The 24,724-nt window shown below is 61.9% G+C and carries 22 protein-coding genes and 1 pseudogene; 8 read left to right on the forward strand and 15 right to left on the reverse strand.

Going from position 1 to position 24,724, the window contains the following annotated elements:
• Position 1 precedes the first annotated feature (1 nt).
• Together NVV94_RS02975 and NVV94_RS02980 are read left to right on the forward strand one after the other, a co-directional pair.
• Complete coding sequence (locus NVV94_RS02975; protein WP_258445773.1) at positions 2–445, forward strand: TadE/TadG family type IV pilus assembly protein; 444 nt, start codon at positions 2–4, stop codon at positions 443–445.
• A complete protein-coding gene (locus NVV94_RS02980; RefSeq protein WP_258445774.1) occupies positions 442–3,180 on the forward strand; it encodes an ATP-binding protein in 2,739 nt (912 codons plus the stop codon). Before NVV94_RS02975 ends, NVV94_RS02980 begins: the two co-directional genes overlap by 4 nt.
• Here NVV94_RS02980 and NVV94_RS02985 read toward each other — a convergent pair.
• The 8 genes from NVV94_RS02985 to NVV94_RS03020 all read right to left on the reverse strand — a co-directional run bounded on the left by NVV94_RS02985 (position 3,150) and on the right by NVV94_RS03020 (position 10,871).
• A complete protein-coding gene (locus NVV94_RS02985; protein ID WP_258445775.1) occupies positions 3,150–5,147 on the reverse strand; it encodes a pilus assembly protein TadG-related protein in 1,998 nt (665 codons plus the stop codon). The two genes, NVV94_RS02980 and NVV94_RS02985, sit on opposite strands and share 31 nt — an antisense overlap.
• A gap of 122 nt (positions 5,148–5,269) precedes the next feature.
• A complete protein-coding gene (locus NVV94_RS02990) occupies positions 5,270–5,830 on the reverse strand; it encodes a DUF4136 domain-containing protein (protein ID WP_258445776.1) in 561 nt (186 codons plus the stop codon).
• 55 nt (positions 5,831–5,885) lie between these two features.
• On the reverse strand, positions 5,886–6,524 hold the full coding sequence (locus NVV94_RS02995) for a DUF4136 domain-containing protein (protein ID WP_258445777.1): 639 nt from the start codon (positions 6,522–6,524) through the stop codon (positions 5,886–5,888).
• Between the two features lie 25 nt (positions 6,525–6,549).
• Positions 6,550–7,299 (reverse strand): methyltransferase, encoded by a 750-nt coding sequence (locus tag NVV94_RS03000; protein ID WP_258445778.1) that lies wholly within the window; start codon positions 7,297–7,299, stop codon positions 6,550–6,552.
• Positions 7,296–7,601, reverse strand: coding sequence for a MazG-like family protein (locus tag NVV94_RS03005; RefSeq protein WP_166362702.1), 306 nt, complete (start codon positions 7,599–7,601; stop codon positions 7,296–7,298). Before NVV94_RS03005 ends, NVV94_RS03000 begins: the two co-directional genes overlap by 4 nt.
• Positions 7,602–7,761: 160 nt before the next feature.
• On the reverse strand, positions 7,762–8,154 hold the full coding sequence (locus tag NVV94_RS03010; protein ID WP_258445779.1) for a DUF3077 domain-containing protein: 393 nt from the start codon (positions 8,152–8,154) through the stop codon (positions 7,762–7,764).
• 507 nt (positions 8,155–8,661) lie between these two features.
• On the reverse strand, positions 8,662–9,516 hold the full coding sequence (locus NVV94_RS03015; RefSeq protein ID WP_258445780.1) for a MaoC family dehydratase: 855 nt from the start codon (positions 9,514–9,516) through the stop codon (positions 8,662–8,664).
• 2 nt (positions 9,517–9,518) lie between these two features.
• Complete coding sequence (locus tag NVV94_RS03020; RefSeq protein WP_258445781.1) at positions 9,519–10,871, reverse strand: 3-oxoacyl-ACP reductase; 1,353 nt, start codon at positions 10,869–10,871, stop codon at positions 9,519–9,521.
• A 118-nt stretch (positions 10,872–10,989) separates the two neighbouring features.
• Between NVV94_RS03020 and NVV94_RS03025 the strand changes: the two are divergent.
• Both NVV94_RS03025 and NVV94_RS03030 read left to right on the forward strand, forming a co-directional pair.
• A pseudogene (locus NVV94_RS03025) lies at positions 10,990–12,259 on the forward strand (acetyl-CoA C-acetyltransferase).
• A 319-nt stretch (positions 12,260–12,578) separates the two neighbouring features.
• Entirely contained in the window at positions 12,579–13,472 is an 894-nt protein-coding gene (locus NVV94_RS03030) for a PA4780 family RIO1-like protein kinase (protein ID WP_258445782.1), read from the forward strand.
• 19 nt (positions 13,473–13,491) lie between these two features.
• Here NVV94_RS03030 and cueR read toward each other — a convergent pair whose 3' ends face one another.
• The 3 genes from cueR to NVV94_RS03045 all read right to left on the reverse strand — a co-directional run bounded on the left by cueR (position 13,492) and on the right by NVV94_RS03045 (position 16,746).
• Positions 13,492–13,893 carry a Cu(I)-responsive transcriptional regulator gene (cueR, locus tag NVV94_RS03035; protein ID WP_258445783.1) on the reverse strand — a complete coding sequence of 134 codons (402 nt, stop codon included), beginning with the start codon at positions 13,891–13,893 and terminating at the stop codon, positions 13,492–13,494.
• Positions 13,890–16,292: a heavy metal translocating P-type ATPase gene (locus NVV94_RS03040; RefSeq protein WP_258445785.1), complete on the reverse strand. Its 2,403-nt coding sequence runs from the start codon at positions 16,290–16,292 to the stop codon at positions 13,890–13,892. Before NVV94_RS03040 ends, cueR begins: the two co-directional genes overlap by 4 nt.
• Positions 16,293–16,356: 64 nt before the next feature.
• Positions 16,357–16,746: a hypothetical protein gene (locus NVV94_RS03045; protein ID WP_258445786.1), complete on the reverse strand. Its 390-nt coding sequence runs from the start codon at positions 16,744–16,746 to the stop codon at positions 16,357–16,359.
• 147 nt (positions 16,747–16,893) lie between these two features.
• Here NVV94_RS03045 and NVV94_RS03050 point away from each other — a divergent pair, with 147 nt between their 5' ends.
• Positions 16,894–17,091: a heavy-metal-associated domain-containing protein gene (locus tag NVV94_RS03050; protein ID WP_258445787.1), complete on the forward strand. Its 198-nt coding sequence runs from the start codon at positions 16,894–16,896 to the stop codon at positions 17,089–17,091.
• A 97-nt stretch (positions 17,092–17,188) separates the two neighbouring features.
• Complete coding sequence (locus tag NVV94_RS03055; RefSeq protein ID WP_258445788.1) at positions 17,189–18,367, forward strand: multidrug effflux MFS transporter; 1,179 nt, start codon at positions 17,189–17,191, stop codon at positions 18,365–18,367.
• Here the strand turns inward: NVV94_RS03055 and NVV94_RS03060 are convergent.
• Both NVV94_RS03060 and NVV94_RS03065 read right to left on the reverse strand, forming a co-directional pair.
• Positions 18,364–18,534: a hypothetical protein gene (locus NVV94_RS03060; RefSeq protein ID WP_258445789.1), complete on the reverse strand. Its 171-nt coding sequence runs from the start codon at positions 18,532–18,534 to the stop codon at positions 18,364–18,366. The two genes, NVV94_RS03055 and NVV94_RS03060, sit on opposite strands and share 4 nt — an antisense overlap.
• A gap of 127 nt (positions 18,535–18,661) precedes the next feature.
• Positions 18,662–19,675, reverse strand: coding sequence for a zinc-binding alcohol dehydrogenase family protein (locus tag NVV94_RS03065; RefSeq protein WP_258445790.1), 1,014 nt, complete (start codon positions 19,673–19,675; stop codon positions 18,662–18,664).
• A 111-nt stretch (positions 19,676–19,786) separates the two neighbouring features.
• On the opposite strand from NVV94_RS03065, the gene NVV94_RS03070 reads away from it, so the two are divergent.
• Together NVV94_RS03070 and NVV94_RS03075 are read left to right on the forward strand one after the other, a co-directional pair.
• On the forward strand, positions 19,787–20,707 hold the full coding sequence (locus NVV94_RS03070; protein ID WP_258445791.1) for a LysR family transcriptional regulator: 921 nt from the start codon (positions 19,787–19,789) through the stop codon (positions 20,705–20,707).
• 601 nt (positions 20,708–21,308) lie between these two features.
• The gene (locus NVV94_RS03075) at positions 21,309–22,031 is read left to right on the forward strand and encodes a helix-turn-helix transcriptional regulator (RefSeq protein ID WP_258445792.1); all 723 of its coding nucleotides are present in this window, start codon (positions 21,309–21,311) and stop codon (positions 22,029–22,031) included.
• 95 nt (positions 22,032–22,126) lie between these two features.
• Here NVV94_RS03075 and NVV94_RS03080 read toward each other — a convergent pair whose 3' ends face one another.
• Both NVV94_RS03080 and NVV94_RS03085 read right to left on the reverse strand, forming a co-directional pair.
• Positions 22,127–23,080 (reverse strand): adenosine deaminase, encoded by a 954-nt coding sequence (locus NVV94_RS03080; RefSeq protein WP_258445793.1) that lies wholly within the window; start codon positions 23,078–23,080, stop codon positions 22,127–22,129.
• Between the two features lie 163 nt (positions 23,081–23,243).
• Entirely contained in the window at positions 23,244–24,599 is a 1,356-nt protein-coding gene (locus NVV94_RS03085) for an 8-oxoguanine deaminase (protein ID WP_258445794.1), read from the reverse strand.
• Positions 24,600–24,724 lie beyond the last annotated feature (125 nt).

Raw genomic sequence — 24,724 nt, forward strand, 5'->3', positions numbered from 1 at the left:
CATGAAAGCAGGCCTCCCCACCCGGCAAAAAGGTGCTGCCGCCATCGAGTTCGCGATGGTTTTCGTGATCTTTTTCGCGGTCTTCTACGCGGTGGTCAGCTACAGCCTGCCACTGTTGATGATGCAGTCCTTCAATGAGGCTACCTCCGAGGCGGTGCGCCGTTGCGTGGCCCTCGACCCCGCCAGCGCCACTTACAGTGCCGATATAGATGCCAAGGCCAAGGAAGTACTCACGCAGCAGTTGGCCTGGATGCCCAATACGCTGGGCTTTGCGCTGGACACGGATGCCACGGTGACGTTGTCGCCGGCTAAGTTGCTCACCGTCCGGATCGACTACCCCAAAGGCAAACTGGGGCTGGCGATTCCCTTTCTCATTCTTCCAGGAATAGGCGAAGTGCCCCGCTTGCCGGACAATCTCAGTGCCGAAGCGAGCCTGCAGCTTTGAGTGCCGGCCAGACGTTGTTCAGCCGCTGGCGCAGCCGCGGCACAGAAGCACTTCCCGAAGCCCCGGAGCCACCGCCGCTGCCGGCGGTGGGCTTGCAGATCTGGCTGGACGATCAGGCGCGTGTGCTGCGCCTGGCGGGCCCCTTGCGCCCGGCGCTGGCGTTGCCGACCCACAGCGGTGCGACGTTGATCGACTATGTTCAGCCTCAGAGCCGTCTGGTACTCGAAGGAAACCCTGTCGAGTGGCAAGGCCAGACCCTGGACCTGGACTTCAAGGGGCCGGCCGGGCAGACGCTGCATACCCGCGGGTGGCTGTTGCAACACCCCGGGGGCTGGATGCTGCAGATGTTCGATGTCGGCGACCTGATCCAGGAGCGTTGGCAGGCCCGCAGCCAGGAGCAGAATCAGCGACTGGCCCGGGACATCAATACGCAATTGCGCCAGTGCGATCCAGCGCGCCTGCCGACCGTGACGAGTGACCAACTGCAGGCGCTGGCACAACGCTGGCGGCTGTCGCGGGTGGCATTGCTGTTGCACAACGGGCAGGGTTGGCAGACCTTCGCCGACGCACTTGGCGGCGCTTTTCAGGGGCTGTGGCCGAGCGATGCGCGTTTGAGCGGTCAATTGCAAAGGTGCGAGCAGAGGCCGGTGTGTTCAACCGATCATCCGGACCTGCATCGGCTGTTCGGCAGCAGTGCCGTGTTGCTGCTGCCCTACTGCAGCGACGGCGCCGTGCAAGCCTGGCTGCTTTGCGCCAGTGCGGCCGGCCAACCACTGGACATGTTGCTGGAGCGCGATGGCGAGCCATTGTTGGCAGCGCTGGCGGCCCCCTTGCTCAGCCGCCTGGCCGAGCAGCGGCACCGGCATCAGTTGCAGCGCCTGGAAGCCTTGCAAGGCTTGCTCGACACCGGCTGGTGGGAGTTTCAGGCAGAAGGCGAACAGGTATTGCTGGCGCCCTCCCTGGTCGAAACGCTTGAACTTGAAACCCACGCGCCAACGCTGTCCGCCCTGCTGGAATCCATCCATCCCGCCGACCGCGAAGAACTGGGCAGCCGATTGCGCGCATTGCAGCAGCACGGCACGCCGCTGCTGCAGTGCATACGCTTGTATCGGCCCGGGCAAGAGCCGCTTTGGTACCGTATCAGCGGCCAGGTGCTGGGCAAGGGGCAGACACGTCGGGTCATCGGCTTCATGCTCGACATCAGCGATATCAAGAACCAGCAACAACAAGCGGCCGCCGCCCATGCCCGGCTGGACAACCTGATTGCCAGCTCGCCGGCGGTGATCTACATCCAGCGCTATGAGGAAGGTGCGCTACGACCGGACTTTTTCAGCGCCAGCCTGGAGCCGCTGCTGGGCTGGACGCGGGAACAATGCCAACAGGCCGAGCTGTCGCAGTGGGTACACCCGGACGATCGCGCGCTGTATTTCGAGCGCACGCGCACGCTGTTGCGCGAAGGCCAGGTGCGCAGCCGCTATCGCCTGCTGGACAGTCGTGGCGACTATCACTGGCTGCTCGATGAGGCGCGCCTGTTGCGCAATGACCTTGGCATACCGACGGAGGCCGTCGGACTCTGGCTGGATGTGACCGAAGCGACCCAGGCGGGCGAAAAGGTGCGCCAGAGCGAGGAGCGCTACCGGATTCTGGTCGAAGATTCGCCGGCGATGATCTGCCGCTACCGCCCGGACTTGACCCTGATCTTCGGCAATCAACCGTTGGCCACTTACCTGGAATGCGCGCCGCAGGACCTGCCCGGCATCGATTTGGGCAGTTGGTTGTCGCCGGAGCAACGCCAGGCCTTTGCCGAGCGCTTGGCCAGCTTGAGCCCCGAACAGCCGGTGAGCACGGCAGAAATCTCATTGCAACTGCCCGGGCGCGAACATGCCTGGTGGGTCTGGTCCGATCGCGGCGTGTTCGATGCGGACGGTCGTCTGATCGAAGTCCAGGCCGTGGGGCGCGACAACACCGAGGTGCGTCGCACCCAGCAGCAACTGACCCAGAGCGCGAAGATGGCCACCCTTGGCGAAATGGCCACCGGGCTTGCCCATGAGATCAATCAGCCGCTCAATGTCATGCGCATGGCCATCGTCAATGTGCTCAAGCGCCTGGGCAATGGCGATGTGCAGATCGATTACCTGCAGGACAAACTCAACCGCATCGATGCCCAGGTCCAGCGCGCGGCACGGGTGGTCGACCACATGCGAGTGTTTGGTCGTCGTTCGGAAGTCGAGCAGCAATTGTTTGATCCCAAGCTTGCGGTGGAGGGCACCTTGTCGCTGCTCTCTGAAGGCCTGCGTGGCAAGGGCGTGGAACTGCGCGTGGCCGAGATGCATACGCAGACTCAGGTGCGCGGGCATGTCGACCAGCTTGAGCAGGTGCTGATCAATCTGCTGGTCAACGCCCGCGATGCCTTGCTCGGCAAACGTGAAGGCAATCGCGACTTTCAGCCGTGGATCGCGGTCAGGATCGAGCATGACAGCGCCTCGGTGCGGCTGTTGGTCGAGGACAATGGCGGTGGTATTGATCCACGCCTTCTGGAGCGGATATTCGAGCCGTTTTTCACCACCAAGCCGGTGGGGGTGGGTACCGGGTTGGGGTTGTCGGTCAGTTACGGGATCATCGACAACATGGGGGGCTGCCTGAGTGTCAGAAATGCCGAGGAGGGGGCACGGTTTTGTATTGAGCTGCCGGCTGTGCCGGTTGATCACATTACCAGTGAGACGCGACCAGCATGACAACTGAGGTTGGCGCCGACTTCAACCTTGTTCAGATCAATCCCGAGGCTGGCCAACAAAGTATTGATCAGGGTATCGAGCAACGGATTGAGCACGGTTTTGATTGCAGTGATCAGCAAGTCAGTGACGGTGCTCAGAATCGAGCCCAGGCCACTCACCAGATTGCCCAGTAAGTTGCCGGATGCAGGTGTGTACATGTCGACATGGAGACCATCCACTGTGTTCGTGAGGCTGCTGACCACATTACTGGTGGCGTAAGTGTAGTAAAACGGAGGCATGGAAATTTCCGGCAGATTGGGCGAAGCGTACATGTGAGACATGTTGGCGTTCTGCCCCACCGTGGTATCGGCGTAGACACCGATGCCGCCGCCTACCGAAGGGATTCGTGGGTCGCAACTGACTGGCAGTAAGAGGATCTTGCGGCAGGTCTTCACGCCGATATCGATTACCTTCAAGGGCTTGACCACAACCGCAGGGGGGGCGATGTTCGTGCCGAAAGCGGCGGAAGGATCAATCTGGCCGATTTTCAGATCTACCACCGAGGTGGTGGTGTTGCTGGTAAGGGTTTTATTGGTCGAGCTGACGCAGCTGTAAGCCGTGACGTAGCTATTGGCACTGGCGGCATCCAGCGCCACATCGATACGAACAGGGGCTGGAAGCAACTCAATATCCGGCACCTCGCAGGGCGCGCCCAGCAAGCAGGACAGCGAGTCGATGGTGCCCACCAGATCAAGACCGAGTAAGGCATTGAGGGTGTTGGTCAGTGGTGCCGCCAGATTTGTGACTGCATTCACCAACGGAATTATGGCATCGAGAACAGGCAAGTTGATCGAAAGCAGCGTTCTAACCTGCGCGGTGCGTACATAAATGCGATCAGGCCCCAGAGGATCTATCGCAGCCTTTTGTGGATTGCCGATGGCCGACATCTGTGGCGGCTCAAGTACCTGAACTCTCGCAGTGATTTGTGCAAGGCCGGCCAGATCAATCGGCAATTGCGCCACCAGGCCGTTTTTCTTGTTGGCCAGTTGCACGACGCTTTCGATCAAGCTAAACAGCTGCAAATCAACATCCAGTGCCGACACCTTGGTGCCGCTCTCGATATGCAGCATATTGCCCAGCACTACTTCGGTCGTCCCGGCGGCGACCTTCAGCGCTTGCAAACTCATGATGGTGGCGGTAGCCCCTAGCGTACCGTTCGGGTCCAGCACATTGACGGTGGTTTGGATCAACTGGCTGACATCAATGGTGTTACTCAGCACCTGGTCATAACCGGCAGCGGTAAGGCCGATATCAATCTTGAGACGATCCAGATAACCGAGCAGATCGATATTGGTGTCGATCAAGCCATTCCAGCCAGCCACGCTGACATTCAGATTACCGCCCAAGAGCCCGCCGAAGAGCTGATTCAATATGGCGGATTTACTTGTGTCCACGGACAGCAATGTACTGCGAATGGTTAGCGCCGCGACGGGGGGCGCAACGGAGGCCACCGCCATGGCAGTCAAGTTGATATTAGGGTCCGCCGGAGCGCCTCCGAACAACGCACCGACGCCGGCGGCGATGCTGCGGGGCACAGTCTGGCTGACCCGCACACGAATGACTTCGTTTTTATTCGGGTCGGCACTGAAGGTTCGAAGGTGATTGGCATCAGATACCAAAGTGCCGCAGGCGACCGCGAGCGTGCGAGTATTGTCGGGAAGGGGGAACCCATTGCGAATGGCGCTCTCGGTCGCGTAAGTCGTAGCGGTTGCGCCGATGGCACAGTCTCCGCCCCGGCTGGCCGCCTCCAGCGCCGCCATGTCCACCACCCGCTGCAGCTTGCGTTGTTCCATGTAGAGCCGACCGCTATCGATCACCACCAGCATGAACAGCAATGCCGTGCCCAAAGTGAGTGCCGCCATCAAGCCAATCGCCCCATGTTGCCGACGGGGCCCAGACAGCCGTGCACGGGGGATACGGGGCGACATCGAGCACTCCTTTACCGGCGCCTGGCCGAGGGCAAACATCCTGTGATGTACGCCAGTGTAGTCAAGGCTCGGGGAGGGTGCTGGCCAGTCGCCATGAAGGCGACTGGCGCAAGGCTGCAATGTTATTTCGGCGGGTAGTTGGACAGGACCTTGGCCACGGTTTTCTGGATTGCCGTGTTGCGTTCGTTCGGGCCCGGTGGGTAGTTGTTCATGATCTGTTCGGCGCTGCCACGCCAGACCAGTTTGCCGTCCCGGGCATCGAGCATGTCGACCTGAATGGTGGCTACCTTGTAATCAATACTGCGGGTTTCGTTGTACATCGGGCCACCCCAGTAATTGCCGTAGTAACCGCCCCAGCCGCCACCATAGTGGGTGGTGATCTGTTGCTGGCGGTTCTCCACGATCAAGTAGGTTTGTACGTTGAGGTCACCCTTGCTGCTGGCCTGGGCCGGGCGCAGGCCGCGTTGATCCAGCTGGTCGCTGACGGCCTGGCGGATACGCTGCTCGGTCAGGTCGCTCTTGATGCGTGGATCGTCCGGGCGGTATTGCAGGGCAGGCTCTTTCCACGTCCAGCTTCTGTACGCGGCAAAATCACGGCTGGCGTCGAAGTCCTGGCTGACTCTGCGGGTCTCGCAGGCGCTGAGCAAAATGGCCAGAGAGAGTAAAGCGAGACTGCGGAACATGATGATTTCTCCGGTTGCCTTGGGGGCATGGGCAGCCTCGACAAAGCGATCTGCCCTAGCTAGGAGGATACGCCGTCAGGGCTTTTTGCACAGCTTTGTGTAAAGCCTCGTTACGCTCGCTCAGACTGCCCTGGCTACTGGTCTCGGCGCTGGCGCTCCAGACCGGTTGGCCACTGCTGCCGTCGAACAGCTCGATGCGTACCACCACCACTTCGACCGCGTAGGTACGCACGATCGGGACGCTGCCATACAGACCGTAGCCATTGCCGTAGCGGCCATAGCGATCGTAACCGTAGCCGCCGTAGCCATAGCTGCCATAACCCCCATAACCATAATCATCGCGCACTTGCCGCAGGCGGGTTTCCAGGCGCATGTCGGCGGCTACGCGCAGGTCGGCCGGGTTATTGCCCCGCGCCGGGCGCAAGCCGCGCTGGTCCAGTGCATTGCTCACGGCCTCGGCGACCTGCGCTGAATCGGCCCAGGCGCTGCCGGCAGGCGGCTGGCCATCGAGCCAGGCCCAGTTGCGATAGCGGCCGTAGTCGCGTGGTGGCGCGGGATAGGCACTGGCATCGAAGGTGTGGGCCGCTTGCGGTGGCGCAGGCGGCAGCGGGTTGGAGCTGGCAGTGTAGGGGTTGGTCCCCTGGCAGGCGCCCAGCCCCAGGAACAGCAGGCCAAAAGCAATACGGCGTAGCATGTCACTCTCCCCGGCGAGGGCTCATTCAGACCGGACGGCAGATCCAGTGCAGGTAACGTCCGAGGCCGGCGTAGGCCGGATGGCGGCGGTGCGCCAGTTCCATTTCCAGCAGGTCAATCAGTTCGGCTTTTGCCTGAAATTCGGTCGGCATGTAGTCGTGGAAAACCCGCACCCCGCTCTGTGTTTCGACCAGCCAGTAACCACCAAGTTGCGCCTGCAGCTCACGCGGATCAAGCGGCATTTGTGGGGTCAGGCTCTGCTTTTCGCCGGCCAGTTTGTTCTTGCGCAGTTTGCGGAAATGGCCCTTGAGCAGGTTGCGGTACACCAGCGCATCGCGGTTATAAAAGGCCAGCGACAACCAGCCACCCGGACGGGTCAACTGGTGCAGCACAGGCAGGATGGCGTGGGGTTCGGCCAGCCATTCGAGCACGGCATGGCAGAGCACCAGGTCATAGGGTTGGGTGAGTTGCCCAAGCAGTTCCTGCCAGGGTGCCTGGATGAACGTCGCGTCTTGCCCGGCGGCTGCGAAGCGTTCGCGCGCCGCGTTCAGCATGGGGGCGGCAGGTTCGGCCAGGGTCACCTGATGGCCGCGCTCGGCCAGCCACAGGGACATATGGCCCAAGCCGGCACCGATATCCAGCACACGCAAGGGGCGATCCGGCAAGGCTTCGGCCAGGTCCGCCTGGAGCACCGCCAGGCGTATGGCACCCTTGGCGCCGCCGTAGATTTTTTCGGCGAAGCGGGTTGCCAGTTCATCGAAGTGACGGTCACTCATCGGGCAAAGCGCCTTTCGCTGTCGGCCAGTTTGCTGCGCACGACTTGTTCCATATCCAGTCCCAGCTCGCTGCACAGCAACAGAAGGTAGAGGACCACATCGCCGACTTCCTGGCCGGCGTGTTCCAACTGTTCAGTAGACAACTGCCGCGACTGATCCTCACTGAGCCATTGGAAAATCTCCACCAGCTCGGCCATTTCGACGCTGGCAGCCATGGCCAGGTTCTTCGGGCTGTGAAAGCCGCGCCAGTCGTTGGTGTCGCGGATGCGGTGCAGGCGTTGGGTGAGTTCGTCTAGGTTCATGGGGGAGGTCTCCTGAAGGTGCATAGCTTCAGGGGGATGGGGATTTGGTGCAAGTATGAAGGTCCTGCGGACCTTATCGCGGGCAAGCCCGCTCCCACAATGGTGTGAGTGCCGCAGTACCTTGTGGGAGCTGGCTTGCCAGCGATGAGGCCAGTGAAATCTACACAGATGCCCTGCGGCCATCCAACAACGCATCCACCACCGCCCGGGCCATTTCAATGGAATGAATCGTCGCCCCGATCAACCCACGCTCCACGCCACTGGCCTGCTCGCTGATTTCATCGGCGGTCTGTTCCGCGCATTGCAGCAGCAAGGAGACATGCACCAGCGCATCCTCGGCATTGACCCCTTCGCGCACGGCGAACAGCGGGCGCTGCCAGCCGTCGTGGCAGCCGAAGGTGGCGATGCCGGTGGCTTTCAGGGTTTTGAGGAGGTCTTGCTGGCTGACGCCTTCTTTTAGCGCATGCAGGATCGCCTTGTTGGCGAGTTTCAGGAGGGTTGTGACGTCGTGGAGGGATTGGGTTTCGGGTGGGTCGGGTACGAGTTTTTTCATGTTGTTACCTTAACGCTGGGGTCTGAAAAAACTGCCGAACTCGCTTCCACGCGAGAGGGGTGGCAGCCGTGCGCGGTGTGGAAGACCGGGTAGATTTGTCCACAGACCCCAAATGGACCCGGTGCACACTAAAGTGCTCCGCGCACAGCCGCCATAACACGAAATAGCAGACGTAATGCGTCAGCCTTCGCTAGCGTGAGGTCTGAAAAAACTCCCGGACTTCCACATCCAGGTCGCTGATTTTGCAGCGACGGACGCAGACTAGCCTTAAAGGTTTCACAGAGACAAGCAGCTAACAGGCTGGAGGGATTTTCTCGGAAATGTCCTACAAATAACAGCACTCTGTTCAGAAAATAGCGCAAAGTTCGGATGAAGGTCCTTCGGCCCTTAGCGCAGCCTGCGGCAGCGGCTACAGGGCCGGCGTACACCCGTAGGGATGGCGTACACCTGTAGATACCGCTGCCGAAGGCTGCGCTCGACCGCGAAGCGGTCGCAATACCGCCAAATCTACCCACCCGCCTCCCAACTCCCCACCATATGCACCAAATCCCCCTTGCCCGCCAACTGCAACTGCCCACCGGACCCCTTGGCACTCGCCGAAAGCACCACTTCACTGGGCAACCTCACCGGCTTGTGAAACTGCACCGCAATCTCGTAATTGGCCGCCGGCAAGCGTTCACGCAGCGCCGCCACGCTCATGGCCTTGATCCACATGCCATGGGCGATGGCCTGGGGAAAGCCGAACAGGCGGGCGCTGGTGGCGCTCAGGTGGATCGGGTTGTAGTCGCCACTCACCCGGGCATAGCGCCGGCCGGCCTCCTTGCCAGCGTACCAGCGGCTGACCTCGACCAGCGGCAACTGCGCCGCAATGACTTCGGCCGGCGGCTCGCCAGGCACCTTGGCCCCACGGTAGAGCATGGTGCTGACCTCTTCCCAGAGCGGGCCGAGCGCATCGTCGACCTGGGTGACCAAATCGAAGGTCGCTCCTTTGGCATGGGCTTGCAGGTTCTCCACGTGCACGCCGATCCGCGTACTGCTGACGGCGCCGAGCGGGCGCAGCACGCGTATGCGGTTATGCAGGTGCACCAGGCCGAGCAGGGTGAAGGGGAACGCCTTGTCCGTCATCAGCTGCATTTGCAGGGCGAACGCCATCACATGGGGATACGTCGCCGGCAGCAGGTTGCTTTCGCCAAAGCCACAGACCCGGCTATAGGCGACGACCCTGGCGGGGTCGACATTCACCCGGCAACGCAGGCCCAGCTCGGGCAGCTCGCTGCCGGTGATCTTGCGGTGCAGGACGGCCTTGCCATACAGCCCGGAGAGGTGTGGCGGGGTACTGAGGTCGTGCCATTGAATGGGCATGTTCAGGCTCCCATCAGGGCTTGGCCGCACACCCGCAGCACTTGCCCGTTGAGCGCGCCGGAACCGGGCTGGCTGAGCCAGGCCACGGCTTCGGCGACATCCTGCGGCAGGCCGCCCTGGCCCAGGCTGCTCATGCGCCGGCCGGCTTCACGCATGGCAAACGGGATCGCGGCGGTCATGCGGGTTTCGATAAAGCCCGGCGCCACGGCTGCGATGCTTGAACCGCGTTCGGCCAGGCGCGGTGCCCAGGCCTGGGCCAGGCCGATCAGCCCGGCCTTGCTGGCGGCATAGTTGGATTGCCCGCGGCTGCCGGCAATGCCGCTGATCGAGGCCAACAGGATGACGCGGCTGTTGTCCTGCAGCGTACCGTTGTCGAACAGTGCCTGGGTCAAAAGGTGCGGCGCCTTGAGGTTGACGGCCAGTACAGAGTCCCAGAACTCCGGGGTCATGTTGGCCAGGGTCTTGTCGCGGGTGATACCGGCGTTGTGAACAACGATGTCGATGCCCTCGGGCAATGCTGCGATCAACTGTGCCGGGGCGTCATCGGCGCCGATATCCAGGGTGACGGCGCGGCCGCCCAGGCGTGCGGCGAGTGCTTCCAGATCGGCCTTGGCCTGCGGAACATCCAGCAACACCACTTCAGCGCCATCGCGGGTCAGGGTTTCGGCAATGGCCGCGCCAATGCCGCGTGCAGCGCCCGTGACCAGGGCCCTGCGCCCGGCCAGGGGCCGGGTCCAGTCGTGAACCTGGTTGGCACAGACGCTCAGCCGCAGTACCTGGCCCGAGATAAAGGCGCTTTTGGGCGAAAGGAAAAACCGTAGTGCGCCTTCGAGCTGCCCCTCGGTCGCTTCGCTGACATACAGCAATTGCAGGGTGCCGCCATTGCGCAGTTCTTTGGCCAGGGAGCGGCTGAAGCCCTCCAGGGCTCGCTGGGCGACGCTGGCCAGCGGGTCGTCGAGGTTTTCCGGCGCTCGCCCCAGGATCACCACATGGGCACTTGGCGCAAGGCTTCTGAGCAGCGGCTGGAAAAATTCACGCAGCTGCTTGAGCTGGTCGATGTCGGCGATCTCACTGGCATCGAACAGCACGGCCTTGAGCTTGGCCCCCAACCCCGGTACCCAGGCCGGGGTGTCCAGGCCCTCGGTGGCAAAGCTGTACACCTCATCGGTCAGCCGATTGGCGAACTCGGCGACCTTTGCTGCGAGCGAGCCACCGCCCAGCAGCAGCGCGCCTTCGATCGGGCGCAGGCGGCCGGCCTGCCAACGTTCCAGGCGCGCCGGGGTCGGCAGGCCGACGGCGCCAACCAGACGGCGGCCGATGTCAGAGTTGGCAAAGTCGATATATCGGTCAGACATGGAACGCTCTCCGGCAGATAAGGTTCAAAGTGTGGACCATGGTTGGCGAGCAGTCGTTCGTTCGAAGAAAAATAGACCTACGCTATAGCTCGTCACTATTCATGAAAGGAAGCTTCCAATGGGCTCACCGCGCCGGGTCGCCATTATCGGCGGCAACCGTATCCCCTTCGCCCGCGCCAATGGTCCTTATGCCAAGGCCAGTAACCAGGCGATGCTGACGGCGGCGCTCGAAGGCTTGATCGAGCGTTTCAGCCTGCACGGCCTGCGCATGGGCGAAGTGGCCGCAGGGGCAGTCCTCAAGCACTCGCGGGATTTCAACCTGACCCGCGAATGCGTGCTCGGCTCACGGTTGTCCCCGCAGACCCCCGCCTACGATGTACAGCAGGCCTGCGGCACGGGGCTGGAAGCGGCATTGCTGGTGGCCAACAAGATTGCCCTGGGCCAGATCGAATGCGGCATTGCCGGCGGGGTCGATACCGCCTCCGACGCGCCGATCGGCGTGGGTGAGGGATTGCGCCAGGTTTTGTTGCAGATCAATCGCAGCAAAACGATGCCTGAAAAACTCAAGGCCCTGCTGCAATTGCGCCCCCGTGACCTCAAGCCCGAACTGCCGCGAAACGGCGAACCGCGCACCGGGTTGTCCATGGGCCAGCATTGCGAACTGATGGCGCAAACCTGGCAAATCGGCCGCGAGGAACAGGACCAACTGGCGCTGGAAAGCCACCACAAGCTGGCGGCTGCCTACGCCGAAGGCTGGCATGACGATCTGCTGACGCCCTTTCTCGGCTTGACCCGCGACACGCCCAGACCTGACCCTGGAAAAACTCGCCAGCCTCAAACCCGCATTCGAGCGTAGCGACAAGGGCACCCTCACGGCGGGCAACTCGACGCCATTGACTGACGGTGCTTCCCTGGTCTTGCTCGGCAGCGAGGCGTGGGCCAGGGAACGGGGGCTGCCGATCCTGGCGTATCTGCGCGACGGCGAAAGCGCTGCCGTGGATTTCGTCAAAGGCCAGGAGGGGTTGTTGATGGCGCCGGCGTATGCGGTGCCACGCCTGCTGGCGCGCAATCAGCTGACACTGCAGGATTTCGATTTCTACGAAATCCACGAGGCCTTTGCTGCCCAAGTGCTCTGTACCCTCAAGGCCTGGGAGGATGCGGACTATTGCAAGACCCGGCTCGGGCTGGACGCACCGCTGGGTGCGATCGACCGCAGCAAGCTGAACGTCAAGGGCAGCTCACTGGCGGCCGGGCATCCGTTTGCGGCCACCGGTGGCCGGATCGTCGCCAACCTCGGCAAGTTGCTGGAACAGGCGGGGCAGGGCCGTGGCCTGATCTCGATCTGCGCAGCCGGCGGGCAGGGCGTGACTGCCATCATCGAACGCTAAGCTGTCTCGTTCCCACGCGAAGTTGAACGAGAAATTTCTGTTTGATGTTCATCCCAGCTCCGGATTGATTCTCGTAATCAACTGTTCGGCAAGCGCGCGGGAAAATTGAATCATTTCGATAATAAGGATGGTCAGCCCGGGTATTAACCGCTAAAACAGCGTGCTGGGCAAAAATGCGGCGAGGGTTGGACGCATTGGCGGGCCCTTTGCACTCAGTTGGTCGTGCAAAGGTCGGCATGTGCGCCTCGCTGTGAGAGGATGGCCCCCAAATTTGAGTGATTTCGCGTGTTTGGTCAAAAAGGACCCAGAATAAAAGCCGATGAAGACTCCAAAACGCATTGAACCGTTGATTGAAGACGGTCTGGTCGACGAGGTGCTGCGCCCACTGATGAGTGGTAAAGAGGCAGCTGTCTATGTAGTGCGCTGCGGTGACGAGCTGCGTTGTGCCAAGGTTTACAAGGAGGCCAACAAGCGCAGTTTCCGTCAGGCCGCCGAGTACCAGGAGGGCCGTAAGGTCCGTAACAGCCGGCAGGCCCGGGCGATGGCCAAGGGCTCCAAGTTCGGGCGCAAGGAAGCCGAGGATGCCTGGCAGAATGCCGAGGTCGCGGCACTGTTTCGCCTGGCCAACGCGGGTGTCCGCGTGCCCAAGCCCTTTGACTTCCTCGAGGGTGTGCTGTTGATGGAGCTGGTTGCCGACGAGTACGGCGATGCCGCTCCCCGGCTCAATGACGTGGAACTCGAGCCCGACCAGGCGCGCGAGTACCATGATTTCCTGATCCGGCAGATCGTCCTGATGCTGTGTACCGGTCTGGTGCATGGTGACTTGTCTGAGTTCAACGTTCTGCTGGGCCCGGAAGGGCCGGTCATCATCGACCTGCCACAAGCGGTCGATGCGGCGGGCAACAACCACGCCTTCAGCATGCTCGAGCGCGATGTCGGCAACATGGCCGGTTATTTCGGCCGCTTTGCCCCGGAGCTCAAGAACACCCGGTACGCCAGGGAAATGTGGTCACTCTACGAAGCCGGTAGCCTGCACCCGGGCAGCCTGCTCACGGGTGAGTTCGCGGACGATGAAACCCAGGCCGACGTGTTTTGGGTCATGCGCGAAATCGAAGCGGCACGTCTGGACGAGATGCGACGCCAGGCCGTTCGTGCCGCCGACGACTTGCCGCCGGGCAAGACCGAAGAGCCGCCGCCGCCCTGGCTGCAGTAGGCCCCGGTTTCAATCGGCTTTAGTGGCAGGCCCCCCCGGTGGCCAGGTCCTTGAGGATCGGGCAGTCGGGGCGGTCGTCGCCCTGGCAGTGGGCGGCCAGTTCCTGCAAAGTGTCGCGCAGGCTCACCAATTCATCGATTTTGTGATTCAGCTCTTCGATGTGCCGGTGGGCCAGGGCCTTGACGTCGGCACTGGCGCGTTGGCGGTCCTGCCACAGGGTCAGTAGCTGGGCCACTTCTTCCAGGGAAAAGCCCAGGTCTCGCGAACGCTTGATAAATGCCAGGGTGTGCAGGTCGTCCTGCTGGTACAGGCGATAGCCATTGTCGCTGCGATGGGTGGCCTTGAGCAGCCCGATGGACTCGTAATAGCGAATCATCTTTGCGCTCAGGCCGCTGTGCCTGGCTGCTTGGCCGATGTTCATGCGGCATTTACTCCCGTCGGATCTTTCGGTTTCCAGGTTTTCAACCACAGTGCGTTGCTTACCACGCTGACGCTCGAAAGCGCCATGGCGGCGCCAGCGAGGACCGGGTTGAGCAGCCCGAACGCGGCCAACGGGATACCGATCAGGTTGTAGACAAAGGCCCAGAACAGGTTCTGGCGAATCTTTGCGTAGGTCTTGTGGCTGATCTCCAGGGCCGCCGGTACCAGCCGTGGATCGCCGCGCATCAGGGTGATGCCGGCGGCCTGCATGGCCACGTCGGTGCCGCCGCCCATGGCGATGCCGATGTCGGCTGCGGCCAGGGCAGGGGCGTCGTTGATACCGTCACCCACCATGGCCACGATGCCCGATTTCTTCAGTTCGACCACGGTGGCGGCCTTGTCTGCCGGCAGCACTTCGGCATGGACATCGGTGATGCCAAGGGCCTCTGCGACCACGCGGGCGCTGCCGCGGTTGTCCCCGGTCAGCAGATGGCTGCTGATCCGTTGGGCTGCCAGCTGTTGCACGGCTTGTGCGGCACCGGGCTTGAGGCTGTCGCCAAAGGCGAACAGCCCGAGTACCTGCGGTTGCGGGCCGCGTTCGATCAGCCAGGACAAGGTTCGCCCTTCTGCTTCCCAGACCTGCGCCAGGTCGCCCAATTGGCCGCTGCTCAAACCGCTGTCTTCGAGCATGCGCCGATTGCCCAGGGCCAGATCACGGCCTTGCAGGGTACCGGCAATGCCGCGTCCGCTCAGCGACTGGCTGGCGCTGACCTGGTCTACGGTAAGGTTCTGTTCCTGGCAGGCGTCGAGCACGGCCTTGGCCAGGGGGTGTTCACTGCCGCGTTGCAGGGCGCCGGCCAGTTGCAGAAGTTGCTGGTCATTACCAATCAGTGCATGGCTGTGGACAATTCGTGGGGTGCCGGACGTCAGGGTCCCGGTTTTGTCAAAGACCACGCTACTGACCACATGGGCGCGCTCCAGCACTTCGGCATCCTTGATCAGAATGCCGTGGCGGGCCGCTACGCCAGTGCCGGCCATGATCGCCGTCGGCGTGGCCAGGCCCAGGGCACAAGGGCAGGCGATGACCAGCACGGTCACGGCGTTGATGATTGCGGTTTCGATGGGGGCACCGCTGAGCCACCAGCCCACCAGCGTAATCAGTGCCAGCAGCAGGACGACCGGCACGAAGACCTGGCTGACCCGGTCCACCAGTTTCTGAATCGGCGCCTTGGCGGCCTGGGCATCTTCGACCAGGCGGATAATCCGCGCCAGAACGGTTTCAGTGCCCAGTGCCAGGGTGCGCACCAGCAAGCGGCCTTCGCCGTTGATGGCGCCACCGGTCACCTTGTCGCCGGGCTGTTTCGGCACTGGCAGGCTTTCCCCGCTGATCAGCGCTTCATCGGCATGGCTCTGGCCTTCGACGACCTCGCCATCGACCGCAAAGCGCTCGCCGGGCTTGACCAGTACCAGATCGTTCAGGCGCAGGGCGCTGATAGCGACCATCTGCTCGCGGCCGTCGATCACTTGCACCGCCCGTTCCGGGCGCAAGGCTTCGAGGGAGCGAATCGCACTGCTTGTCTGGCGCTTGGCCCGGCTTTCCAGGTATTTGCCGAGCAGGACCAAGGCAATCACCACCGCAGAGGCCTCAAAGTACAAATGCGGCATCTCGCCGGCGGCGGCTTCTGCCCATTCGTAGACGCTCAGGCCATAGCCGGCGCTGGTGCCGATCGCGACCAGCAGGTCCATGTTCCCGGTGCTAGCCTTGACCGCCTTCCAGGCCGCCACATAGAAGCGTGCACCGAAAATGAACTGCACGGGGGTTGCCAGCGCGAACTGAACCCAGGCCGGCAGCATCCAGTGCACGCCGAAAGGTTGCAGCAGCATCGGCAGTATCAGCGGCAGAGCCAGCACAATGGCCAGGCTCAATGCCCAGCGTTCCTTGTGCAAGCGCTGTTCGACGTCATCGCGCCGGGCGCGAGTGTCCTGCGGCAATGAGGCTGTGTAACCGGCCTGGCTGACGGCGCAAATCAATACCGCAGGGTCCAGCTGGCCAAGCAGTTCGATGCGCGCGCGTTCGCTGGCCAGATTGACAGCGGCCTGGCGCACGCCCGGTACTTTGGCAAGGGCACGCTCGACGCGGCCGACGCAGGATGCGCAGGTCATGCCGCCGATCTCGAGTTCCAGGGTTTGCGCCGGTACGCTGTAACCGGCGCCTTCTACTGCCTTGAGCAAGGCTGGCAGGCGATCGGCAGGCGCTTGTACGCGGGCCTGCTCGGTCGCCAGGTTGACACTGACATCGCTGGCGCCCTCTACATTGCGCAGGGCGCGCTCGACACGGCCTGCGCAACTGGCGCAGGTCATGCCGACAATGGGCAGATCAAACGTGGTGGGTTCGAACATGGGTGTACCTCCTTGAACAGGCTCCCAGCATCAACCTTGACACATGGGGAAGGTCAAGCCTGGTTCAATAGCCCAATCCTGCCCTCTTCAAATACAGGCCGTGTTGACCCATGGCAATCCGATACTTGCTGATCTGGCCGGCACGCAGATCCACCAGGGTGCCGCTGCCTGCGCGCTCGATACCCGGCGAGCAACCGGGCGCCTGCCCAGGCAGCAGGCGCAGGCGAATCGACACCGGGCCGGGGGGGAGATTGAACGAGGTGGATTGTTCCTGGAACAGGCGTCCGACCAACTGGTCCTGGATATACAGGCCGATCTCGCAGGAGGTGGCGACTTCCAGCCGCTCCCGGGAAATGATCAGCACGCTGTAGTCTTGCGGCCCTGCGGCACTCGCCCCCTGAGGGAGGGCGAACAGCCCGAGCATGCCGATGAGGCTCAATGCTGCCCAGCGCATTTTTGGATCTCCTGCCATGAATCTTCGATGCTGCAGCTTGGCCGAGGCGGGCGACGATTTCCAGCCCGGCAGCAGGCAGAAGAACTTGACCTTGACCCTATGGCAAGGCTGAAGCTGGGTCAAACCCTCAATAGGAGCTGAATCCTCATGCAAGTATTCAATGTCCAAGGTATGTCGTGTGGTCACTGTGTCCGGGCAGTCACTGCCGCGGTAAAGCGCCAGGACGAGTCGGCGGCGGTCGAGGTCGATCTGGGCAATGCCCAGGTCCGTGTCGAAAGTTCGTTGAGTGCAGAACAGATCATTGGGCTGATCAGCGAAGAGGGATACGTCGCCAAGGCGCTCTAATTGATTCAAGATTTTTCAGCGAGGGGGCGCAGTCTCGCCGCAAAATGGATCCAAGGCAGTTAGACTAGTGCGCTGCCCTGTCTGCTTTGGATTCCTGATGAACCTGAGAATAATCCTGATTCTTGGCGCCTTGAGTGCGTTCGGTCCGTTGGCGATCGACTTCTACCTACCGGGTTTTCCGGCGATGGCCACGGCCTTCGGCACCGACGAAAAACATATACAGACCACCCTCGCGGCCTACTTCCTGGGCTTGTCCATCGGGCAACTGGCCTATGGGCCGGTGGCCGACCGATTTGGTCGACGGGTGCCATTGCTGGCAGGGGTGGTGCTGTTCACCCTGGCCTCGCTGGCTTGCGCCTATGCGCCGAGCCTGGATGCCCTGATTGCCGCTCGGTTCGTACAGGCGCTGGGCGGGTGTGCCGGGATGGTGCTGTCGCGGGCGATCGTCAGCGATAAGTGCGATGCCGTGGCGTCGGCCAAAGTGTTCTCGCAACTGATGCTGGTCATGGGCCTGGCACCGATTCTCGCGCCGATGTTGGGCGGTGTGTTGGTCAACCTGTATGGTTGGCAGTCGATTTTTATCGCCTTAACCCTGTTCAGTGCCCTGAGCGCGCTGGCGGTAGCGCTAGGGCTGCCTGAAAGCCTGCCGGCCAATCAACCGCGACAGCCATTGTCGGGCGCGCTGCGCCAGTATGGGCGGCTACTCAAGGACAAGGTATTTATCGGGCACGCCTTGACCGGCGGTATCGCCATGGCCGGGATGTTTGCCTATATCGCCGGGTCGCCCTTTGTCTTCATCAAACTCTATGGCGTGCCGGCCGAGCACTATGGTTGGCTGTTCGGTGCCAACGCGGCGGGTTTCATTCTGGTCGCGCAAGTCAATGCGCGACTGCTGGCCAAGCGTGGCCCGGCCTTTCTGCTGGCGCGGACCATCTGGGTCTATCTGGCATCGGGGCTGGTACTGCTGGGGATCAGCGGGTTGCATACCCAGGCGCTTTGGCCATTGTTGATCCCTCTGTTTGTCTGTATCGCCAGCCTCGGCTGCATCATCCCCAATGCATCGGCGAGTGCCATGAACGGGCAGGGCGCTCGGGCGGGCAGTGCCTCTGCGCTGCTCGGTTGCCTGCAGTTCAGCGTGGCGGCGGGTGCTGCGTCGTTGGTGAGCATCCTGCACGATGGCAGTGCCCTGCCGATGGCGCTGGTCATCAGCTTGTGCGGGCTGCTGGCTGTCACGTTCGCGGTGCTGACCCGTCGGTTGCAGTTGGCCAGGGGTTAACCGGCAGCGCGCTGGGGGATCGGATGCGGTGCCTGGAGGCGGGCTTGCAGGGTCGAGACAAAGGCGCGCGCCTCGGCCTCGCTGCGAAACTTCACCACATGCTGGTCCAGCAGAACTTGCCAGTGACTGCCCCGCTTCGTGGTTGATGCCGTGACGAGGATATTCATCGCTGATTACCTTTGATTGGCAAAGGCTGCAATTGTAGTCCCGTGGCCGGCCAATGGAATGATCGGAGCCAAGTGCCGGACTGACGGTCTTGTCACGCTTGGGCCATGTGGGCAAGACCGCTGTGGATCAGAAGCCTTCCAGTACGATTTTACCCTTCGCCGCTCCGCTTTCCAGCAGCGCATGAGCACGTCGCAGGTTCGCCGCATTGATGCTGCCGTAGTGCTCGCCAACGGTGGTTTTCAGGGTGCCGGCATCGATCAGTTCAGCGACCCGGTCGAGCAGCTTGTGCTGCTCAAGCATATCTGCGGTTTCGAACAGCGAGCGGGTGTACATGAACTCCCAGTGCAGCGACAGGCTCTTGCGCTTGAGCTTGGTCACATCCAGTTGTTTCGGGTCGTCGATCAGGCCCAGCTTGCCTTGCGGCGCCAGGGCTTCGATCAGTTGATCGAGATGCTGGTCGGTTTGCGTCAGGCTGGCGACATGGGTCACCTGGGCCAGGCCCTGGCGCTTGAGCTCTTCGGCCAGCGGCTGGCTATGGTCGAGTACCAGGTCGGCCCCCAGTGCGCGCACCCACGCCTGGGTTTGCGGGCGCGACGCGGTACCAATGACCTTGAGGCCGGTCAACTGGCTGGCCAGTTGAGTGAGGATCGAGCCCACGCCGCCGGCGGCGCCGACGATCAGCAGGCTCTGGCCTGTCTCGGCCTGGCCTTCGCGGATCTGCAAGCGTTCGAAGAGCAGTTCCCAGGCGGTGATGGCGGTCAGCGGCAACGCGGCGGCTTCGGCGAAACCCAGGGTCTTGGGCATGTGCCCGACGATTCGCTCATCGACCACGTGCAGTTCGCTGTTGCCGCCGGCCCGGGCAATGGAACCCGCGTAGTACACCTTGTCGCCAGGCTGGAACAGGCTGACTTCACTGCCGACGGCCTTGACCACGCCCGCGACGTCCCAGCCCAGCACCTTCGCTTCACCGCCTTCGGGTTGGACGCTCTTGCGCACTTTGGTGTCAACCGGGTTGACCGAGATGGCCTTGACTTCGACCAGCAGGTCGCGCGGGCCCGCGACGGGCGTCGGCAGTTCGATGTCCTGCAATGCTGCCGGGTCGGTGATCGGAAGGGAGTGGTAATAGGCGATGGCTTTCATGCGAAAACTCCAGGGTTGTCCGTGACGCGATGAGCGGATGATTCGCTAATTCACTTTCAGTTAAAAGCCGCTAATACTGTAGGCTCTTTCAATATTTTTTTGATAATCCTCATGTTGAGATTCGATGATCTGCAGCTGTTCGTGCGTGCCGCCGAACTCGGCAGCCTGTCTGCCGCGGCCCGGGTGATGGACCTGTCACCGGCGGTGGCCAGTGCGGCGCTCAAGCGCATCGAGCAGCAATTGGGTGCCCGCCTGCTCGCGCGCTCGACGCGCAGTCTGCGCCTGACCGCCGAAGGTGAAGGGTTTCTTGAACACGCCCGGGCGGCCTTGAGTAGCCTGGACGAAGGGCGCCGTTTGCTTGATCGCGGCCAGGACCAGGTCAGTGGCGTGCTGCAGTTGTCTGCCCCTTCGGACTTCGGGCGCAATGTCTTGTTGCCTTGGCTCGACGAGTTCCAGCGACAACACCCGAAACTGATGGTACGCCTGTTGTTGGGCGACCGGATTGCCGATCTTTTTCGCCACCCGGTGGATATCGCGCTGCGTTATGGCGAGCCGGAGGATTCCAGCCTGGTGGCCTTGCCGATCGCCAGTGGCAACCGCCGGGTGCTATGCGCCTCGCCGGATTATCTGGCCAGACAGGGTGAACCCCGGGAAGTCGAACAGTTGGCGCACCATAACTGCCTGTTGTACATGTTGGGCAGTCGGGTGCATGACCACTGGCGCTTTCATGACGGCAAACGTGAGTTCGGGCTGACCGTGGCGGGCAATCGGTTCTCCGACGATGCCGATGTGGTTCGTCGATGGGCGCTGGCCGGGGTTGGGGTGGCCTATAAGTCGTGGCTGGATGTGGCTGGCGACGTGCAGGCCGGTCGACTCAAGGTACTGATGCCGACCTTGCGCGGCGAACGGGCGCCATTGAACCTGCTGTGTGCTCATCGGGCACAGCTCAGTAAACCGGTGAACCTGTTGCGCGACATGCTCAAGGCCCGTTGCGAGACGTTGTGGATGCAGGCGCCTGATTGCTCAACGTGACCTGTTTGTAAGAAGTTTGTATTTGCGTTGAGCGAAACAAGAGGAAATGCTCGAGGTTTTCGGCAATTCAATAGCAGTGAGCACTTTATTGTGGAATGTGGCATGCGCTATTTTTTGCCTGTTTTATATACCGGGCCTGTAGGTTTTTCCTACTGGCAAGCAAGCGCTATCTGATTTAAATAGGCTGCAAAGGTACGTCACAGAAGGCCTCGGGAAGAATTGCCCATAAGTTGGTAAAATATTATGTCTTCACTGCTTCAGCCTATCTGTGGCGAAAGTTCGGAAGAATAGCCAAGGGCCGGTTTTTCGTTTGATTGTGAATAAGTTTGCCGGCCTATACTGGTACGGCAGCGATTGCCAGCGAGAGGTTTTTCCATGGCAATGGGCGTTCTAATGGCCGCGGCCCTTTTTAATTTGAATGCCCGACTTATAACGCGAAGAGCTTCTGCGGGGAGCTAAAAGAGTTTTGCTCGTTAATGAAGAGTAGGTGTGTTGGTATTTTGAAATGCCTGCTTACTGCTGGTTCGCGTTCTTCGCGGGTGCTGTTTGAGTGGCCGCTTGATTCATGCCATAGATAAATGTTTTAACAGGGAGTGAAAACATGAAACATATACCTTGTATCAGTCAAATCGCCACGCTTCTGGCAGACCCTAAACGCAGCGCAATGCTATGGGCCTTGATCGACGGAACTGCGCGGGCTTCCGAGGAGCTGGCTTCGCTTGCGGGGTTGAGTCCGTCGTCAGCCAGTGCGCATTTGGCACGTTTATCGGCAGGCGGCTTGTTGAAGCGAGAGGCTCGAGGGCGCCAGCGCTTCTTTCGCCTTGCGGCGCCGGAGGTGGGCGCTGCCGTCGAAGCACTGGCCAGTGTTTCGGTCGCCAACAACGCCCCGTACGACACTGGCGAGACGGCCCTGGACCTGCCCGCAGCGCCGCTCTCCATGCGCAAGGCGCGGATCTGCCGGGATCATCTGAGTGGCGACTTGGCCGCTGAGCTGTATCAACGAATGATCGATGCCCAATGGATCGAGTCGCTGGATCATCGATTGGAGGTAACGGCCAAAGGCAGCCTTGAACTGGCCAACTACGGCATCTACATCCAGGCCCTGGCCCGGCGCGAAAAACAGACCTTGTGCACCTGTCGCAGCGACTGGAGCGACAGGCGCCCGCACCTGGGGGGCGCGCTGGGAGCCAGTCTGTTGAAGCTGTTTATCCAGTCAGGCTGGCTGAAACTCAACGATGGCCACCGGGCGGTGCAAGTCACGGCAGTGGGGCTGAAGGAAATCGGCAAGATTGCCAGCCATTGCACGTCTGAAGTCAGTAACTGAGCATCAGGTCAGTCCCAAGCCGGGCTTCAGGCTCCGGCTGGAACCAACAAGAGCAAGTACCGACGCCCGCCGAGGCTGGCGTCGTCCAGCTCTGGTCAGGGCTTGACCAGGCGCGCATCCAGGCTGTTCTGGGCCAGGCGCCTGGCCTGATCTTCAGTCATGCCCAGGTGGGTATGCAGGGCATGGAAGTTTTCGGTCACATAGCCACCGAAGTATGCCGGGTCATCGGAATTCACCGTCACTTTCACGCCGCGCTCGAGCATTTCGAGAATGTTGTGCTGTTTCATGTGATCGAAGACGCACAGCTTGGTGTTGGACAGCGGGCAGACGGTCAGCGGGATCTGTTCATCGATGATGCGCTGCATCAGTCGCTCATCTTCAATGGCGCGTACGCCATGATCGATTCGCTGGATCTTGAGCAGGTCGAGCGCTTCCCAGATATAGGCCGGCGGGCCTTCTTCACCGGCATGGGCAACGGTTAGGAAGCCTTCGCTGCGAGCCCGGTCGAAGACACGCTGGAACTTGCTGGGCGGGTGGCCCATTTCCGAACTGTCCAGGCCCACGGCGATGAACGCGTCGCGGAACGGCAGTGCCTGATCCAGCGTTTTCTGTGCCTCTTCTTCGCTCAAGTGCCGCAGAAAGCTCAGGATCAGGCCGCTGCTGATACCCAGTTGCTGCTGGCCATCCTTCAAGGCACGGGTAATTCCGTTCAGTACCACTTCGAAGGCAATGCCGCGATCGGTATGGGTTTGTGGGTCGAAGAAGGGTTCGGTGTGGATGACGTTCTGCGCCTTGCAGCGTTGCAGATAGGCCCAGGTCAGGTCGTAGAAGTCCTGCTCGGTGCGCAGCACGTCCGCGCCCCGGTAGTAGAGGTCGAGAAACTCTTGCAGGTTGTTGAAGGCATAGGCCGCCCGCAGGGTTTCGACATCCTTCCATGGCAAGGCGATCTTGTTGCGCTCGGCCAGGGCGAACAGCAATTCGGGTTCCAGCGAACCTTCCAGGTGCAGGTGCAGTTCGGCCTTGGGCAGGGCGTTTAGCCAGTCATACATGTAAGGTTTCTCATCTGGTGCATATGGGGCAATTCTACAGTGCATGTGGTACTCGTTCCCACGCCTGCGTGGGAATGCCTCTGCAGACGCGCAGCAAAGTGACGCTGGAGCGTCTGCCACTGCATTCCTTTGCTGCGCGTGGGAACGAGGGTGCAGGGGCTCGTCAGCCAGCAATCAGTTCACGGGCAGCCTGGCGATGATCGGCAATCAGTTGCTGGAGATCGAGGCCCTGGACTTGGCCATCGACCACGCGCCATTGGCCACCAACCATGACCCGGTCGGCGCGGTCGGCACCACACAGCAGCAGCGCCGAGAGTGGGTCGTGGCTTCCGGAGAAGCGTAGTTCATCGAGCTTGAACAGGGCCAGGTCGGCTTGTTTACCCACCGCCAGTTCGCCGATATCGGTACGCCCCAGCAATTGCGCCGAGCCTTTGGTCGCCCAGCCCAGCACACGTTCCGGGGTGATGGCCTCGGCACCGTAGCGCAGGCGCTGCAAGTACAGTGCCTGGCGCGCTTCGAGGATCATGTTGGAGGCATCGTTGGATGCCGAGCCATCGACGCCCAGGCCCAGCGGTGCGCCTGCATCGGTCAGTTCGAGGGTCGGGCAGATGCCCGAAGCCAGGCGCATGTTCGAGCTCGGGCAATGGCAGACACCCGTGCCGGCGGCGCCCAGGCGGGCAATTTCATCAGGGTTGAAGTGGATGCCGTGCGCCAGCCAGGTGCGCGGGCCCAGCCAGCCGACGCTGTCCAGGTAATCCACGGTGCGCAGGCCGAAGCGCTGCAGGCAGAACTCCTCCTCGTCGAGGGTTTCGGCCAGGTGGGTGTGCAGGCGCACGTCGAGTTCTTCGGCCAGCTCGGCGCTGGCACGCATGATCTGGGGGGTGACCGAAAATGGCGAGCAGGGCGCCAGGGCAATCTGGATTTGGGCGCCGGCCCCGCGTTGGTGGTAGCTCTGGATCAGGCGCTGGCTGTCGGCGAGGATGACTTCGCCTTGTTGCACGGTCTGCTGTGGCGGCAGCCCGCCATCGGCCTCGCCCAGGCTCATGGAGCCACGGGTCAGCATGGCGCGCATGCCCAGCTCGCGGACGGTCTCGACCTGCACATCGATGGCATTTTCCAGGCCATCGGGGAACAGATAGTGATGGTCCGCCGCCGTGGTGCAGCCCGACAGCAACAATTCGGTCAAGGCCACGGTACTGGCCAGCTTGAGCTTGGCCGGCGTCAGCCGCGCCCAGACCGGGTACAGGGTCTTGAGCCAGGGGAACAGCGGTTGATTGACCACTGGCGCCCAGGCCCGGGTCAGGGTCTGGTAGAAGTGGTGGTGTGTGTTGATCAGGCCGGGCAGCACCACGTGTTCACGGGCATCGAAGACCTGTGCGCAGGGGCTGGAGGGTTGCTGGCCGAGGCCGAGGACTTCACGGATGACGCCGTTTTCCAGCACCAGGCCGCCACGGGCGTCCAGGGTGTTGGCAGTGAAAATGGCCAGGGGGTTTTTTAACCAGATGCGGGTCGCAGGCATTTGCCGGCTCCTCTGAAAGTGGGGTTCAGGTTCGCCAGCTCAGTGTTGCCCTGTCTGCTGATCCAGGTCCGCCGCGGGGGCGAGGCAATCAGTCTACTGCCTCGCCGCGGCCGATTCAATTGGCC

The sequence above is a fragment of the Pseudomonas sp. LS1212 genome, assembly GCF_024741815.1.
GTDB lineage: Bacteria > Pseudomonadota > Gammaproteobacteria > Pseudomonadales > Pseudomonadaceae > Aquipseudomonas.

Bases quoted from the DNA above. Each gene is read 5' to 3' on its own strand.
- NVV94_RS03085 (WP_258445794.1), bottom strand. From the start codon at position 24,599: ATGCCTGCGACCCGCATCTGGTTAAAAAACCCCCTGGCCATTTTCACT.
- NVV94_RS02990 (WP_258445776.1), bottom strand. From the start codon at position 5,830: ATGTTCCGCAGTCTCGCTTTACTCTCTCTGGCCATTTTGCTCAGCGCC.
- cueR (WP_258445783.1), bottom strand. From the start codon at position 13,893: ATGAACATCGGCCAAGCAGCCAGGCACAGCGGCCTGAGCGCAAAGATG.
- NVV94_RS03055 (WP_258445788.1), top strand. From the start codon at position 17,189: ATGAACCTGAGAATAATCCTGATTCTTGGCGCCTTGAGTGCGTTCGGT.
- NVV94_RS03040 (WP_258445785.1), bottom strand. From the start codon at position 16,292: ATGTTCGAACCCACCACGTTTGATCTGCCCATTGTCGGCATGACCTGC.
- NVV94_RS03075 (WP_258445792.1), top strand. From the start codon at position 21,309: ATGAAACATATACCTTGTATCAGTCAAATCGCCACGCTTCTGGCAGAC.
- NVV94_RS03050 (WP_258445787.1), top strand. From the start codon at position 16,894: ATGCAAGTATTCAATGTCCAAGGTATGTCGTGTGGTCACTGTGTCCGG.
- NVV94_RS03060 (WP_258445789.1), bottom strand. From the start codon at position 18,534: ATGAATATCCTCGTCACGGCATCAACCACGAAGCGGGGCAGTCACTGG.
- NVV94_RS02985 (WP_258445775.1), bottom strand. From the start codon at position 5,147: ATGTCGCCCCGTATCCCCCGTGCACGGCTGTCTGGGCCCCGTCGGCAA.
- NVV94_RS03005 (WP_166362702.1), bottom strand. From the start codon at position 7,601: ATGAACCTAGACGAACTCACCCAACGCCTGCACCGCATCCGCGACACC.
- NVV94_RS03030 (WP_258445782.1), top strand. From the start codon at position 12,579: ATGAAGACTCCAAAACGCATTGAACCGTTGATTGAAGACGGTCTGGTC.
- NVV94_RS03015 (WP_258445780.1), bottom strand. From the start codon at position 9,516: ATGCCCATTCAATGGCACGACCTCAGTACCCCGCCACACCTCTCCGGG.
- NVV94_RS03020 (WP_258445781.1), bottom strand. From the start codon at position 10,871: ATGTCTGACCGATATATCGACTTTGCCAACTCTGACATCGGCCGCCGT.
- NVV94_RS03070 (WP_258445791.1), top strand. From the start codon at position 19,787: ATGTTGAGATTCGATGATCTGCAGCTGTTCGTGCGTGCCGCCGAACTC.
- NVV94_RS03010 (WP_258445779.1), bottom strand. From the start codon at position 8,154: ATGAAAAAACTCGTACCCGACCCACCCGAAACCCAATCCCTCCACGAC.
- NVV94_RS02995 (WP_258445777.1), bottom strand. From the start codon at position 6,524: ATGCTACGCCGTATTGCTTTTGGCCTGCTGTTCCTGGGGCTGGGCGCC.
- NVV94_RS03045 (WP_258445786.1), bottom strand. From the start codon at position 16,746: ATGCGCTGGGCAGCATTGAGCCTCATCGGCATGCTCGGGCTGTTCGCC.
- NVV94_RS03000 (WP_258445778.1), bottom strand. From the start codon at position 7,299: ATGAGTGACCGTCACTTCGATGAACTGGCAACCCGCTTCGCCGAAAAA.
- NVV94_RS03065 (WP_258445790.1), bottom strand. From the start codon at position 19,675: ATGAAAGCCATCGCCTATTACCACTCCCTTCCGATCACCGACCCGGCA.
- NVV94_RS02975 (WP_258445773.1), top strand. From the start codon at position 2: ATGAAAGCAGGCCTCCCCACCCGGCAAAAAGGTGCTGCCGCCATCGAG.
- NVV94_RS03080 (WP_258445793.1), bottom strand. From the start codon at position 23,080: ATGTATGACTGGCTAAACGCCCTGCCCAAGGCCGAACTGCACCTGCAC.